Source organism: Mycobacterium farcinogenes, from assembly GCF_019739075.1.
GTDB lineage: Bacteria > Actinomycetota > Actinomycetes > Mycobacteriales > Mycobacteriaceae > Mycobacterium > Mycobacterium senegalense.
In genome coordinates this window covers 5,388,119-5,402,314 of the sequence record NZ_CP081673.1, presented here as the reverse complement: position 1 = coordinate 5,402,314, position 14,196 = coordinate 5,388,119, and the positions used below count along the sequence as shown (strand labels likewise).

The window sequence follows — 14,196 nt, the reverse complement described above, 5'->3', positions numbered from 1 at the left end:
TGTTCCGGTGTCCTGAGTATCGCACTACTCGAATCGCGCAAAACGGTGCTTAGTTCCTATTGCAACGGATTAGGCAACGAAATCCGTGGCAGATGACGGGCTATGGAGCGGAATTTCTCCGTCCGGGCGCGGCCGTTTCCTCGGATTTCGCAAAACGGCCGGCTGAAGCGATTCGTCAGCCGCCCATCAGCATGTGCCACTGCTCAAGGTTCGACGCCCGATACACGTAGTTGCTGCGTTTGACCTCGTCCAGCCGGGCACTCGGTTCCTCCGAGTACCAGTGGCCGGGGAAGACGGTCGGGTCTCCGGGCAGCTTGGCCAACGCCTGAAGGCTGCGGAACATGTCGTCGACATTGCCGCCGGGAAAGTCGGTACGCCCGCATCCGTCGAGGAACAACGTGTCGCCGGCGACCAGGCGGCCGTCGAGCAGAAAGCACTGACTACCCGGGGTGTGGCCGGGAGTGTGCAGTAGCTCGATCTGCACGGCGCCGACGGAAACCGTGTCGCCGTGGACGTGTGCGGTCAGCTCGCTCGGTGCGATTCCGGTGACCTTCGAGACCCAGTCGGCCTCGTGGGTGTTGACATGGACCGGCACGCTCTGGCGTTCCAGCAGCTCGGCGAGGCCCGCCAGCGTGAAGCCCATCATGGTGCCGCCGACATGGTCGGGGTGGTGGTGGGTGACCAGCACCCCGGACAGCCGCATGCCGTCGTTCTCGATCACGTCGACCAGGTCGTTGGCGGCGTAGGCCGGGTCGACCACCACGGCCTCACCGGTTTCGCGGTCGCCGATCAGATAGGAGAAGTTGCGCATCTGCGCCGCGATCGGGTCGCCGGCCGCATAGTCGCGACCCGACAGCAACTGCCGGAAGTACAAGCGGTCTTGGGCGCTGGGTTCGGACATGCGTCAAGCCTATTGCGGCTCCGTCACGACATCCCCGCAGGTCCAAAAACCGCACGTCATGACGTGTTTGAACCCACAGCGATAAAACTCGCATCGAAAATGCGGAATTACTAACGTCACCGGTATGCACCTCACCCGGTTCACCGACCTAGGACTGCGCACGCTGATGCTGCTGTCCTCGGGCGAATCCGAGAACCGGCGCATCACCACCCGCACCATCGCTGCCGGCGCCAACGCGTCCGAGCACCACGTCGCCAAGGCGGTCTCCAAGCTCTCCGAGCTCGGCATGGTGCACGCCCGGCGGGGCCGGGTCGGGGGACTGGTGCTCACCGAGCCCGGGCGCAACGCCTCGATCGGCCGGCTGGTGCGCGAACTCGAAGGTGACCGCGAGGTCATCGAATGCGGCGGCGAATCGCCCTGTCCGCTCATCGCGGCCTGCCGGCTCCGCCGCGTGCTGGCCGACGCCAAAGAGGCGTTCTATCGCGAACTCGACCGCTACACCGTCACAGACCTCACGGCAGACAGCCGCCTGCCGATCGTTTTACAACTCACAACCGAAGGGAATCTCCGATGACCGTCACCAGCCCCGAGCCGTCCGCGGTACGCGACGAACTCGAGCCGCACCACGCCGAAATCGTCTCGGCGACACTGCCTCTCATCGGTGCGCACATCGACGAGATCACCTCGGAGTTCTACCGCCGACTGTTTGCCAACCACCCGGAACTGCTGCGCAACCTGTTCAACCGTGGCAACCAGGCCCAAGGGGCCCAACAGCGCGCGCTGGCGGCGTCGATCGCGACGTTCGCCACCCACCTGGTCAACCCCGACCTGCCGCACCCGTCGGCCCTGCTGGCGCGCATCGGCCACAAGCACGCCTCGCTCGGCATCACCGCCGACCAGTACCCGATCGTGCACGACAACCTGTTCGCGGCGATCGTCGAGGTGCTGGGCGCCGAGACCGTGACGGCCGAGGTGGCCGAAGCCTGGGACCGCGTCTACTGGATCATGGCCGACACGCTGATCGCGCTGGAGCGGGACCTGTACGCGAGTGCCGGCGTCGAACCCGGTGACGTCTTCCGGCGGTTGCGCGTCATCTCCCGCGTCGACGACCCGTCCGGCGCGGTGCTGGTCACCGTCCGCGCTGCCGCGCCCGTCAACTTCACTGCGGGGCAATACGTCTCGGTAGGCGTGACGCTGCCCGACGGTGCCCGTCAGCTACGGCAGTACAGCCTGGTCGGGGTACCCGGATCGACCGACCTGACCTTTGCGGTCAAACCGGTGGACGCCGTCGCCGACCAGCCCGCGGGCGAGGTGTCGTCTTGGATCCGCGCCAACCTGTGCGTCGGCGACCTGCTCGACATCACGGTGCCGTTCGGCGACCTGTACAACGGCGGCCGCCCCGACGGCCCGCTGGTGCTGGTGTCGGCGGGAATCGGTATCACCCCGATGGTCGGCATCCTGGAATTCCTGGCCGCCGAGGCCCCCGACACCGAGGTGCGGGTTCTGCACGCGGACCGCAGCGACAGCGGCCATCCGCTGCGCGAGCGTCAGCACGAGCTGATCGAGGCGCTGCCCCACGCGAGCCTCGACCTCTGGTACGAGGACGGCGTCACCGCCGGCGCCCCCGGCGTCCATGCCGGCCTGCTCAAGCTCGACGGCATCGAACTGCCCGCCGAGGCCTCCTACTACCTGTGCGGCGGGGCGGGATTCGTCGAGGCGGTTCGCGGCCAGCTGAGTGACCGCGGCATCGCCCACGAGCGGGTGCACTGCGAGCTGTTCGCACCCAACGACTGGCTCCTGGACTAGGCGACCTGGGAAAACAGCTCCTCGGCGGCCGCGTTGACCTGCGGTTTGGTTTGGCTGCCGGGGAGGCTGTACCCTCTTTAAGGCTGCGCGGCTACGGACGCGCAACAAGCCCCCTTAGCTCAGTCGGCAGAGCGTTTCCATGGTAAGGAAAAGGTCAACGGTTCGATTCCGTTAGGGGGCTCGGTGGACGCCAGGCGAGCGAAGCGACGCGGGAGATCCGGACGTGGAGCCCCACCTGGGACCCTCCGGGGCGGTGTAGCTCAGCTGGTTAGAGCGCACGACTCATAATCGTGAGGTCGGGAGATCGAGCCTCCCCACCGCTACAGGAACATCAAAAGCAGAGCGTGATTTTGAGCAGGGAGAACTGACGTGGCGTCGAGTACCGACGTACGGCCGAAGATCACTTTGGCGTGCGAGGTGTGCAAGCACCGCAACTACATCACCAAGAAGAACCGCCGCAACGATCCCGACCGGCTCGAGATCAAGAAGTTCTGCCCCAACTGCGGCACCCACCAGCCGCACAAAGAGTCGCGGTAGCCCAACGCTCGTGGCTCTTTCGACCAGCATCGTCGGGATGCACTACCGGCATCCTGAGCACTACGAGGTCGGGCGCGAGAAGATCCGCGAACACGCGCTCGCGGTCAAGAACAACGATGCGTTCTACCACGACGAAGCCGCCGCAGCTGAGCTCGGCCACGACTCGTTGCCCGCGCCGCTGACCTTTATCTGCATTTTCGGTTACCAGGCGCAGTGGGCCTTCTTCGAGTGGGCCGAGATCGGCATCCAGGACGCTCAGATCGTCCAGGTCGATCAGGAGCTCAAGTTCCTCAAGCCGGTCTTGGCCGGGGACAAGCTGTACTGCGACGTGTACGTGCATTCCGTGCGGAAAGCGCACGGCACCGACATCATCGTGACCAAGAACATCATCACCAATGAAAAAGGTGAGGTGGTCCAGGAGGCCTACACGACCCTGGCCGGGCGTGCGGGTGACGGAGAAGAGGGTTTTAACTGATGGCGCTGCGCGAGTTCAGTTCGGTCAAGGTCGGCGACACGCTTCCGGAGCGCGTGATCCCGCTGACCCGCGGAGACCTGGTCAACTACGCCGGCGTGTCCGGTGACCTCAACCCGATCCACTGGGACGACGAGATCGCCAAGCAGGTCGGCCTGGACACCGCGATCGCCCACGGCATGCTGACCATGGGCGTCGGCGGCGGCTACGTCACCGAATGGGTCGGCGACCCGGCCGCGGTCAAGGAATACAACGTCCGCTTCACCGCCGTGGTGCCCGTCCCCAACGACGGCGTCGGCGCCGAGATCGTGTTCAACGGACGCATCAAGGCCGTGGATCCCGAAGAGAAACTGGTCACCATCGCCATCTCGGCGACCGCAGGCGGAAAGAAGATCTTCGGGCGCGCGATCGCGACCGCACAACTGGCGTAAGGAGTTCTGGGCCATGGCACTCAAGGTCGACATCCTCGGAATGGTCTGGAAGTATCCGCACCCCTTCCTGATCGGCCGCGAGCAGATCCGTCAGTACGCCAAGGCCGTCAAGGCCATGGATCCGGCCAGCCACGACGAGGCGGCCGCCGCCGAACTCGGCCACGACGCCCTCATCGCCCCGCTCACCTTCGCCTCCACCCTGGCACTGCTGGTGCAGGAACACTTCTTCCAGAACGTCGACGTCGGCATGGAAACCAAGCAGATCGTCCAGGTCGACCAGAAGTTCCTCTACCGCAAGCCGCTCAAGGCCGGCGATCAGCTGCACGCCGTCATGGAGATCGCCTCGGTCGAGGAGCGCTTCGGCGCCGACATCGTCGTCACTCACAACGTCTGCACCAACGACGACGGCGACGTGGTCCTGGAGGCCATCACGACGATGATGGGCCACGATGCCGACGATTCCATCCAGGTGAAGTGGGATCCGGAAACCGGCAAGGTCATGCGTAAGGCGGCCGGGGAGTAGCGGTCGATTAGTAGATGACACGCACGCCGGGGTACACTCGGCACTCGGGGTTTTTCCCATTTCAGCGCGCTGTCCGTCGGCTTGACCAGTCGAGCGGGCCGCGCGCGAATTGTGTAAGCCTCGGCGCAGTACGGTGATGAAGCGCAAGTTGAGTCACCAACAGAGGGGCGTAGCTCAATTGGCAGAGCAGCGGTCTCCAAAACCGCAGGTTGCAGGTTCAAGTCCTGTCGCCCCTGCTCAAACTGAATACTCGACAACGTGTGCACACTGGAAGGTGAACACACAAAAACCAGGATGAAAGGCATGCGGTGAGCGACGAGCGCGAAGGTGCCGGCTCCGCAGACGACACTGGAACCGACGCCAGCACCGACACCGGGGCAACGGACAGCTCCCACGGTCAGACCGCGGTGGTGACCCGGCCGCTTCGCCCGACCGGCAAGCGGACCCGTCGTGGCGCGGCTGCCGAGGCCGACAGTGACGAGGCCGCCGAGGGCGACGCGTCGAGCGAAGATGCCAAGGCCGACTCCGGCAAGGCGAAGAAGGCGAAGAAGGCGAAGGCCAAGAAGACCGGCCCGTCGCGAAACCCGATCATGTTCGTCGTCAACTACCTGAAGCAGGTCGTTGCCGAGCTGCGCAAGGTGATCTGGCCGAACCGCAAGCAGATGGTCAGCTACACCACGGTGGTGCTGGTCTTCCTGGTGTTCATGGTCGCGCTGATCTCCGGCGCCGACCTTGGCCTGGCGAAGCTGGTGTCGCTGGTGTTCGGCACCTGATCTGGAATTTGAGAGAGGACTGACAACGTGACTACGTTCGACGGCGACGAGACCGTCGCCGACGAGACCGTCGACGCCGTCGAGTCGCAGACCGACGACCTGGAGTCGGACAGCCCAGAAGCTGCCGCCCCCGAGACGGCCGACGAGACCGAGTCGGTCGAAGAGGCTGGACAGGCTGAAGAGGCTCCCGCCGCCGACGAAGACGAAGACCCGGCAGTCGCCCTCAAGAAGGAGCTGCGGCTCAAGCCAGGCGACTGGTACGTCATCCACTCCTACGCCGGTTACGAGAACAAGGTGAAAGCCAACCTCGAGACCCGCGTGCAGAACCTGGACGTCGGTGACTACATCTTCCAGGTCGAGGTGCCCACCGAAGAGGTCACCGAGATCAAGAACGGCCAGCGCAAGCAGGTCAACCGCAAGGTGCTGCCCGGCTACATCCTCGTTCGTATGGAGCTCAACGACGAGTCGTGGGGCGCGGTGCGCAACACCCCGGGTGTCACCGGATTCGTCGGCGCCACCTCGCGTCCGTCGCCGCTGTCGCTCAACGACGTGGTGAAGTTCCTGCTGCCGCAGGGCGCGGCCAAGAAGCCCGCCAAGGCCGCCGCCGCCGCTGCCACCGGTGCCAGCACCGAGGCCACCCTCGAACGGCCCGAGATCCTGGTCGATTTCGAGGTCGGCGAGTCCGTCACCGTCATGGACGGCCCGTTCGCGACGCTGCCCGCCTCGATCAGCGAGGTCAACGCCGAACAGCAGAAGCTCAAGGTGCTGGTCTCGATCTTCGGCCGCGAGACGCCGGTCGAACTGACCTTCAACCAGGTCTCCAAGATTTAGTCGCCACAGCGGCTAGAAACAACGGGCGTTCGCGCCCTTGGATGAGCAAGTAAAGGAACACCAGAAGCATGGCCCCGAAGAAGAAGGTCGCCGGGCTCATCAAGCTGCAGATCCAGGCCGGGCAGGCCAACCCCGCCCCGCCGGTCGGTCCTGCGCTTGGCCAGCACGGCGTCAACATCATGGAGTTCTGCAAGGCGTACAACGCCGCGACCGAGTCGCAGCGCGGAAACGTCATCCCCGTGGAGATCACCGTCTACGAGGATCGCAGCTTCACGTTCGCACTGAAGACCCCGCCCGCCGCCAAGCTGCTGCTCAAGGCAGCCGGTGTGCAGAAGGGCTCGGGCGAGCCGCACAAGACCAAGGTCGCCAAGGTGACCTGGGACCAGGTGCGCGAGATCGCTGAGACCAAGAAGGCCGATCTCAACGCCAACGACATCGACGCTGCGTCGAAGATCATCGCCGGCACTGCCCGGTCGATGGGCATCACGGTCGAGTAGCGAAGCGGATCGACCCGACAGCAGAGGTCGAATATCCGCATCCTCAGTGGGAGGGCTGGCATCGGCCCGCACCACGACTCCAACAGACACGATTGGATTTTCAATGAGCAAGAACAGCAAGGCATACCGCGAAGCCGCGGAGAAGGTCGACCGGACCAAGCTCTACACGCCGCTTGAGGCCGCGAAGCTGGCCAAGGAGACCTCCTCCAAGAAGCAGGACGCCACCGTCGAGGTCGCCATCCGCCTCGGTGTGGACCCCCGCAAGGCTGACCAGATGGTCCGCGGCACCGTCAACCTGCCGCACGGCACCGGTAAGACCGCCCGCGTCGCCGTGTTCGCCGTCGGTGAGAAGGCCGAGCAGGCGCTGGCCGCCGGCGCCGATGTCGTCGGCAGCGACGACCTGATCGAGAAGATCCAGGGCGGTTTCCTGGACTTCGACGCCGCGATCGCCACCCCGGATCAGATGGCCAAGGTCGGTCGGATCGCCCGCGTGCTGGGCCCGCGCGGTCTGATGCCGAACCCCAAGACCGGCACCGTCACCCCGGATGTCACCAAGGCTGTGGCCGACATCAAGGGCGGCAAGATCAACTTCCGCGTCGACAAGCAGGCCAACCTGCACTTCGTGATCGGCAAGGCGTCCTTCGACGAGGCCAAGCTGGCCGAGAACTACGGCGCCGCCCTCGACGAGGTGCTGCGGGCCAAGCCGTCGTCCTCGAAGGGTCGTTACCTCAAGAAGGTGACCGTCTCCACCACCACGGGCCCGGGTATCCCGGTTGACCCGGCGGTGACCCGGAACTTCACGGAGGTGTAGCGCAGCGGAGCCGACCATGGGCTCTGAGGCGTAGCGCAGCGGAGCCGACCATGGGCTCTGAGGCGTAGCGCAGCGGAGCCGACCATCGGCTCTGAGGCTTGGTTTTGAGCCCGAGTGGCCAGTTACGGCACAAGATTCTCTGAATCGCGTGTCATAACTGGCCATTCGGCGTTTCTGGGGCGCATTCGGCGAGGCGGCGGCGCAGGAAGGCCGCGGCCGGCTCCGACCCGGAACCATCGAGTGCGACGCGGTACCAGCGCACGGCCTCGTCGAGGCGGCCCGCCCGACGCAGTAGGTCCGCCCGGATCGGGGCCACGGTGTTGGTCCGGGCCAGCCGCGGATCCTCGGCCACCTCGTCGAGCGCGGCCAGCCCGGCTGCGAAGCCGTCGCGAAACCCAACGGCGAGTGCACGATTGGCGCGCACCACCGGTGAGCCCGTCATCTCGGCCAAGCGGTCATAGGCCACGCAGATGGTGGCCCAGTCGGTGTGCTGCCAGGTGGGCGCCGTCGCGTGCAGTGCCGCGATCACCGCTTGCGGTAGGTAGGAGCCGCCGGCCCCCTCGGCCAACCGCAGCTGTTCCAGACCCCGCGCGATCCGTCCCCGATCCCATTGCCCGCGGTCCTGCTCATCCAGCGGTATCAGCGCGCCGGCAGTGTCCACGCGGGTGCGTCGTCGCGAATCATGCAGCAGCACAAGCGCGGCGAGCGCATGCGCATCCCGATTGCCGGGCATCAACGCGCACAGCTCACCGGCGAGCCGGACGCCTTCGTCACACAGTTCGTCACGGATGGCCGACGGCCCGCCGGTAGACCAGTAACCTTCGGTGAACACCGAATAGATGCAGCCGAGCACATGCGGTGTGCGTTCGTCCAGGAGCTCCGGTGGTGGCACCCGCAACGGGATGTTGGCCTGGCGAATCTTGTTCTTGGCGCGGGTGATTCGCTGACCGACCGCGGAATCGGACTGCAGCAGGGCACGGGCTATCTCGGTGACGGTGAGCCCCGAGATCAGCCGCAGCGTCAGGGCCAGCTGCGAACTGGGATCCAGTGCGGGATGAGCGCAGGTGAACATCATCCGCAATTCGTCATCGCGTACCGGGTGCAGTTCGCCGGCACTACCCGACGCGTTCACCTGCTCATACACGGCCGCGAGTTCCTTTCCGGGGCGGGCGGATTCACGCCGCAGCCGGTCCAGAGCCCGGTTGCGCGCCACGGTCGTCAACCATGCCCCGGCATTGACCGGCACCCCGTCGGCCGGCCAAACCCGCAGAGCCTGCGCACAGGCCTCCTGGACGGCGTCTTCGGCCACCGAGAGATCGCCCGACCATCGCGCCAGCGCGGCTACGGCCGGGCCCCACTCGCGCCGGAAGACGCCGTCCAGCTCGGTCACGTGGCGACTACAGGCCCGATACCCCGGCCAACTGGCGGACCTCAATGGCCGACGCCGGAATCATCGACGCCAGCTTGACCGCCTCGTCGCGATCGGAGGCCCGCAACACGTAGAAGCCGTTGGCCACCTCGGCACCTTCGATATAGGGCCCGTCGGTCAGCAGCACCTTGCCGTCACGCACCCGCACCGTGGTCGCGGTTGACGGCGGATGCAGCGGCGCGCCCGCCAGTGTCTTGTCGCCGATGGTCTTGGCGAGTTCGACGTGCAGGCCCGCCTGCTGATTCCACTCGTCGGTTCCTGGCGTGTTCACGTCCTGCGCCGGTTCCAGCAGCAGCGCCAGCCAATCGTTGCCGAGGGGCTTCTCGGGGGCCTGCCAGTGGACCATCGGCCACACCTCGACCGCGCCGAACTGGGCGACCGGGATGTCGCGCGCCAGGGCCAGCGCTTCATCGAGATTGTCTGCCTCGAACACGTAATAGCCGCAGGCCACCTCGGCTCCCTCGGCGAACGGGCCGTCGGTGATGGTCGGGTGGTCCGGACCGCCGTCGATCCGGGTGGCGGCAGCGCTTCTGTCCAGCGCGTCGCCGGCCCGGATCGACGACTGGGCCTTGGCGTGAAAGGCCTGGAAGGCCGCCATGCCTTCGGCCTGCTGCTCGGGCGCGAGTTCCACGTCCTGGCTGATCAGTAATGCGAAGTAGTGCATCGTCGTCTCCGGTGGGTCAGCGAGTGAGAACCGTCTGTTCCACTCTCTACCTATCCGACGAACGGCGATGCCCGGATCCGACAGGAGCGCGAGATTACTTCTGCAGCGTGAACTGATGCACGCTGATGTGGCCCGAGGCGAAGTACTTCTGGCAGCCGTTGAGGTACTTGTCGTAGCGGTCGTAGACCTCTTGGCCCTGAATCGCGATGGCCTCGTCCTTGTGGGCCTCGAGCGCGTCGGCCCAGATCTTGAGGGTCCGGACGTAGTGCGGGCCGATCTCCTGCAGCTGGGTGAGCTTGAACCCGGCCTCGATCGCTTTTTCCTTCTCCATCTCCACCGAAGGCAGGCGACCGCCGGGGAAGATCTCGGTCATGATGAAGCGCGCGAACCGGGCGTCCTCGAACGTCATGTGCAGGCCGAGCTTCTGGCCCTGCCGAAGGTCGAATCCGGTGATGTTGTGCAGCAGCATGATGCCGTCGTCGGGCAGTGCGTTGTAGGCCGTCTCGAAAAACGCCGGGTAGCGCTCGAATCCGAAATGCTCGAACGCCCCGATCGACACGATGCGGTCGACCTTGTCGTCGAACTCCTCCCACCCCTGCAACCGAACCTCGACGTTGCGCTGCGTGGGGACCTTGGAGAGCTTTTCGATGGCGTACTCGCGCTGCTCACCGCTGAGGGTCAGGCCGATGACATTGACGTCGTACTTCTCGATCGCCCGTGCCATGCACGCGCCCCAGCCGCAGCCGATGTCGAGCAGAGTCATGCCGGGTTCGAGACCCAGCTTGCCGAGCGCCAGGTCGAACTTGGCGATCTGAGCCTCGTCGCCGGTCATGTCCTCGCGCTCGAAATAGCCACACGTGTATCCCATTGTGGGGCCTAAAAACAGTTCGTAAAATTCGTTTGAAATGTCGTAGATCGACTGCAGTTCTTCATATTTCGGCGTCAATTTGGACATATTCGAAATGCTCCAAGCTGTAAGAGTTCTCCCCGCGGATGTCAGCGTACCGCAGGCCAGAGTGGGGTTCGTGCAGGCGCTCGCATCAGTTGATTTTGTCGGCAAACGAGATCAATGTGCCGTACGCTCATTTGCCCCGTGAGGCCTGCGGAAATGCCACGGGCGCGATTCGTCGGCGAAGGAAATCACCCGGCGACATGCAGGGTGAACTGGTTGACGTCGGTGTAGCCGACGCGGAAGAGGTTCGCGCAGCCCGTGAGGTATCGCATGTAGCGGTCGTAGACCTCCTGGGACTGCATCCGGATGGCCTCCTCGCGGTTGGCCTCCAGGTTCGCCGCCCACAGATCGAGGGTGCGGGCGTAGTGCGGCTGCAAGGACTGCCGGCGCGTGAGATGGAACGACGCCCGCTGCGCATGCTCCTCGACCATCTCGATGGTGGGCAGCCGGCCGCCGGGAAAGATCTCGGTGACGATGAACTTGATGAACTTGGCCAGCTCGAACGTGAGCGGAATGCCCCGCTCGTGCGCGTATCGCGGATGAATCGCGGTGATGGTGTGAAGCAGCATCACTCCGTCGTCCGGCAGGGCGCGGCGCGTGAAGCGGAAGAAGTCGTCGTATCGGTCGGGGCCGAAGTGCTCGAACGCTCCGATGGACACGATCCGGTCCACCGGCTCGTCGAACTCCTCCCAGCCGGCGAGCAGCACCTGCTTGGCACGTGGGCTGTCGCTCTCGTCGAACAACGCCTGGACGTGAGCGGCCTGGTTGCGGCTGAGCGTGAGCCCGATGACGTTGACGTCGTAGCGCTCGAGCGCCCGCATAAGCGTTGCGCCCCAGCCGCATCCGATATCGAGCAGGGTCATTCCGGGCCGGAGGTCCAGCTTGCCGAGGGCCAGGTCGATCTTCGCGGTCTGTGCTTCCTGCAGCGACATGTCATCGCGTTCGAAGTAGGCGCAGCTGTACGTCCTGGTGGGGTCCAGGAACAGGGCGAAGAAATCGTCGGATAGGTCGTAGTGGGCTTGTACGTCGTCGAAGTGGGGTTTGAGTTTTCCCGGCTTACTGGGCACGCGCAACCTCTCGGGGCAGAGACCGACCGAGGTGAGCTGCGCTATGCCACGTCTTGACCTAGCCGCCCCCCAGACTGCTGCTGAAACTGTAGGGCGAGGATTGCCAGCTACCCAGCTTTCAAAACCTGGCAAAGGCGAATTCGATAATTAACGTTGCCGACGCAGAGAAACTAGTGGGACATGGCAAAGTTTGTCTTGAGCTCGCCGACGACCTCGTCCCAGACCGGTTCCGGTAGCTCGTGACCCATGCCGTCGATCAACACCAGGCGGGCGCCGTCGATCGCCCGGGCCACTGCGCGGCCACCGTACGGCCGCATCAGCCGGTCGGAGCGGCCGTGGATGACCACCGTGGGGGCTTTGATCCGCTTGTCGTGGTGGCGCAGACTGCCGCTGCCGAGGATGGCGTCGAAGTGCCTGGCGATTCCGGCCGGGTAATAGGCGCGGTCGTACAGCTCGGCGGCTTGGGCCCGGATCTCGTCTTCGGGAGTGGGATATCCGGGGCTGCCGTTGATCTTGCTGATCCGAACGGCGTTGTCGATGATGGCTTCTCGCGACGAGTTGGCGGGCGGGCCGGTGATGACCGACAGCAGCTGTTTGATGCCGGGTGGCGGCAGCAGGGGCTGGTTGTTGCTGGAGAAGATCACCGCCAGCGTCTTGGTGCGCTCGGCATACCGGGACGCGAATATCTGCGCGATCATCCCGCCCATCGACCCGCCGACGATGTGCGCGGTGTCGATGTTGAGGTGATCGAGCAGGGCGGCAGCATCGTCGGCGACGTCTTCGAGCGTGTAGACCGACGGGCTGCGCAGGCCCAGGAACGACCGGGCCATCCGCAGCGGCAGTGGGGAATCGACCCGCTTGCCCGACAACTTCGTGGACAGGCCCACATCGCGGTTGTCGTAGCGGATGACGCGCAGACCCTGGTTGACCAGCTTCTCGCAAAAACCGGTGCGCCACAACAACATCTGTGCGCCCAAGCCCATGATCAGCAGCACGGCCGGATCGTTCGGGTCGCCCATGTCCTCGTAGTACAGGTCGACGTCGCCGGGTTCCGCGGACGACTTGGCGAATCCGGTTCGCACCTTCATGCCGGCCACTCAGGCCTCGATCCCGTCGGCGTTTTCCTTGTGTTCGCGGCTGATGTCCACCATGAAGTTGGCGAAGTACCCGGTGAGCTGGGGATCGTTCATCATCTGCCACCTCGGCGCCAGCAGTTTCATATAGCGCTCGACGTAGAGGAACTGCTTGCCGATCAACACCAGTTCCCGGGGCAGTTTGACGTCGTAGGCATCGGCCAGCGCAGAGAGCTGCTTGCCAATTTCGGCGTAGGACATATCGCCCAGCGACTTCATCGTGAGGGGGGTAGCGAACTTCTCCAGGTCTTTGGCGGCCTGTGCCTCGGGCTTCACCGTCCCCACGGCCCCCATCAGCACCACGATCTTGCCGGCGGCCGCATGGTCTTTCTTGACCAGCAGTGCGTACACCAGCTCGCGCAACAGCCAGCGGGTGCGCGGGTCGATGCGGCCCATGATGCCGAAGTCGAAGAACACGATCTTGCCGTCGTCGTCGACGTAGAGGTTGCCCGCGTGCAGGTCGCCGTGGAACAGCCCGTGTTTGAGGCCGCCCTCGAACACGCTGAACAACAGGGCCTTGACCAGCTCGGTGCCGTCGAAGCCCTTCTTGCGGATGGCGGCCACGTCATCGATGCGGACGCCGGTGACCCGTTCCATCGTCAGCACGCGCTGGCTGGTCAGATCCCAGTACACCTGCGGCACCCGGATGTTCTCGCCGAGCGGGGAGGCATGCATGTGCGACACCCAGGCGTCCATCGACTGGGCCTCCAGCCGGAAGTCGAGCTCTTCGGCGAGATTGTCGGCGAAGTCGGCGACCACATCCTGGGCCGACAGTCGCCGTCCCAGCTTGGCCAGCTCGACCAGTTGCGCGCCGCGCTTGAGGATCTGCAGGTCAGCGGCGACGCGGCGGCGGATCCCCGGGCGCTGGATCTTGACCACCACCTCCTCGCCACTGTGCAGCGTGGCGTAGTGCACCTGCGCGATCGATGCTGACGCGAACGGCTTCTCGTCGAAACTCTTGAACAGGTTCGACGGCTCGTCGCCGAGTTCCTCGACGAAAAGCTTGTGGACCTCTTCGGTGTCGGCGGGCGGCACCCGGTCGAGCAGACCGCGGAACTCGCGGCTCAGCGGCTCACCGAAGGCGCCCGGGCTGGACGCGATGATCTGGCCGAACTTGACATAGGTGGGACCCAGGTCGGAAAAGGTCTGCGGCACCTGCTTGATGATCTTCTGCTGCAGGGACCCGCCGCCGAAGATGTTGGCGGCGACCCGGACCCCGGTGCGGGTGATCTGCCATCCGGTGGCGCCGATACGGGCGGCTTCGACCGGAAGGGGCACCCGGCTCAACCTGGCGACCTCGCGGTGCTTGGTTTTCGGCGGCGTAGTGCTCATAGCTGCAGTGTCTCAAAGGCCGCGGTGCGGCCAAAAA

At 65.1% G+C, this 14,196-nt stretch carries 17 protein-coding genes and 3 tRNA genes; 13 read left to right on the top strand and 7 right to left on the bottom strand.

What is annotated here, in order from left to right:
* Positions 1-175 precede the first annotated feature (175 nt).
* Complete coding sequence (locus K6L26_RS25850) at positions 176-901, bottom strand: MBL fold metallo-hydrolase (protein ID WP_019344332.1); 726 nt, start codon at positions 899-901, stop codon at positions 176-178.
* A gap of 124 nt (positions 902-1,025) precedes the next feature.
* Between K6L26_RS25850 and K6L26_RS25845 the strand changes: the two genes are divergently transcribed.
* The 13 genes from K6L26_RS25845 (at position 1,026) to rplA (ending at position 7,582) form a co-directional block, all read left to right on the top strand.
* Positions 1,026-1,475, top strand: coding sequence for an RrF2 family transcriptional regulator (locus K6L26_RS25845; RefSeq protein WP_221851976.1), 450 nt, complete (start codon positions 1,026-1,028; stop codon positions 1,473-1,475).
* On the top strand, positions 1,472-2,707 hold the full coding sequence (locus K6L26_RS25840; protein ID WP_019344330.1) for a globin domain-containing protein: 1,236 nt from the start codon (positions 1,472-1,474) through the stop codon (positions 2,705-2,707). Before K6L26_RS25845 ends, K6L26_RS25840 begins: the two co-directional genes overlap by 4 nt.
* A gap of 108 nt (positions 2,708-2,815) precedes the next feature.
* Positions 2,816-2,888 (top strand) — tRNA-Thr (locus K6L26_RS25835).
* Positions 2,889-2,956: 68 nt separating this feature from the next.
* A tRNA-Met gene (locus K6L26_RS25830) sits at positions 2,957-3,030 on the top strand.
* Positions 3,031-3,076: 46 nt separating this feature from the next.
* Positions 3,077-3,244 (top strand): 50S ribosomal protein L33, encoded by a 168-nt coding sequence (rpmG, locus tag K6L26_RS25825; protein ID WP_003881823.1) that lies wholly within the window; start codon positions 3,077-3,079, stop codon positions 3,242-3,244.
* A gap of 10 nt (positions 3,245-3,254) precedes the next feature.
* The gene (gene hadA, locus K6L26_RS25820) at positions 3,255-3,719 is read left to right on the top strand and encodes a (3R)-hydroxyacyl-ACP dehydratase subunit HadA (protein WP_036389125.1); all 465 of its coding nucleotides are present in this window, start codon (positions 3,255-3,257) and stop codon (positions 3,717-3,719) included.
* Positions 3,719-4,147, top strand: a complete 429-nt coding sequence (gene hadB, locus K6L26_RS25815; protein WP_019344328.1) for a (3R)-hydroxyacyl-ACP dehydratase subunit HadB — start codon at positions 3,719-3,721, stop codon at positions 4,145-4,147. The genes hadA and hadB overlap by 1 nt, the downstream gene beginning before the upstream one ends.
* 13 nt (positions 4,148-4,160) lie before the next feature.
* Positions 4,161-4,670, top strand: coding sequence for a (3R)-hydroxyacyl-ACP dehydratase subunit HadC (gene hadC, locus K6L26_RS25810; RefSeq protein WP_019344327.1), 510 nt, complete (start codon positions 4,161-4,163; stop codon positions 4,668-4,670).
* Between the two features lie 163 nt (positions 4,671-4,833).
* Positions 4,834-4,906 (top strand) — tRNA-Trp (locus tag K6L26_RS25805).
* A 72-nt stretch (positions 4,907-4,978) separates the two neighbouring features.
* On the top strand, positions 4,979-5,443 hold the full coding sequence (gene secE, locus K6L26_RS25800; RefSeq protein ID WP_019344326.1) for a preprotein translocase subunit SecE: 465 nt from the start codon (positions 4,979-4,981) through the stop codon (positions 5,441-5,443).
* Positions 5,444-5,470: 27 nt separating this feature from the next.
* Positions 5,471-6,274 (top strand): transcription termination/antitermination protein NusG, encoded by an 804-nt coding sequence (nusG, locus tag K6L26_RS25795; protein WP_019344325.1) that lies wholly within the window; start codon positions 5,471-5,473, stop codon positions 6,272-6,274.
* Positions 6,275-6,342: 68 nt separating this feature from the next.
* Complete coding sequence (gene rplK, locus K6L26_RS25790) at positions 6,343-6,771, top strand: 50S ribosomal protein L11 (RefSeq protein ID WP_003881829.1); 429 nt, start codon at positions 6,343-6,345, stop codon at positions 6,769-6,771.
* A 103-nt stretch (positions 6,772-6,874) separates the two neighbouring features.
* Positions 6,875-7,582 carry a 50S ribosomal protein L1 gene (gene rplA, locus K6L26_RS25785; RefSeq protein WP_019344324.1) on the top strand — a complete coding sequence of 236 codons (708 nt, stop codon included), beginning with the start codon at positions 6,875-6,877 and terminating at the stop codon, positions 7,580-7,582.
* Positions 7,583-7,733: 151 nt separating this feature from the next.
* Here the strand turns inward: rplA and K6L26_RS25780 are convergent, their stop codons facing one another.
* The 6 genes from K6L26_RS25780 to K6L26_RS25755 form a co-directional block, all read right to left on the bottom strand.
* A complete protein-coding gene (locus K6L26_RS25780; protein ID WP_019346556.1) occupies positions 7,734-8,972 on the bottom strand; it encodes an RNA polymerase sigma factor in 1,239 nt (412 codons plus the stop codon).
* Between the two features lie 7 nt (positions 8,973-8,979).
* Positions 8,980-9,675, bottom strand: coding sequence for a YciI family protein (locus K6L26_RS25775; protein ID WP_221851974.1), 696 nt, complete (start codon positions 9,673-9,675; stop codon positions 8,980-8,982).
* Between the two features lie 94 nt (positions 9,676-9,769).
* Positions 9,770-10,630, bottom strand: a complete 861-nt coding sequence (locus K6L26_RS25770; RefSeq protein ID WP_036389119.1) for a cyclopropane mycolic acid synthase family methyltransferase — start codon at positions 10,628-10,630, stop codon at positions 9,770-9,772.
* A 185-nt stretch (positions 10,631-10,815) separates the two neighbouring features.
* Positions 10,816-11,694, bottom strand: a complete 879-nt coding sequence (locus K6L26_RS25765) for a cyclopropane mycolic acid synthase family methyltransferase (RefSeq protein ID WP_221851972.1) — start codon at positions 11,692-11,694, stop codon at positions 10,816-10,818.
* 170 nt (positions 11,695-11,864) lie between these two features.
* Positions 11,865-12,782 carry an alpha/beta fold hydrolase gene (locus K6L26_RS25760; RefSeq protein ID WP_043369401.1) on the bottom strand — a complete coding sequence of 306 codons (918 nt, stop codon included), beginning with the start codon at positions 12,780-12,782 and terminating at the stop codon, positions 11,865-11,867.
* A 9-nt stretch (positions 12,783-12,791) separates the two neighbouring features.
* Entirely contained in the window at positions 12,792-14,159 is a 1,368-nt protein-coding gene (locus tag K6L26_RS25755; protein ID WP_221851971.1) for an ABC1 kinase family protein, read from the bottom strand.
* Between the last annotated feature and the right edge of the window lie 37 nt (positions 14,160-14,196).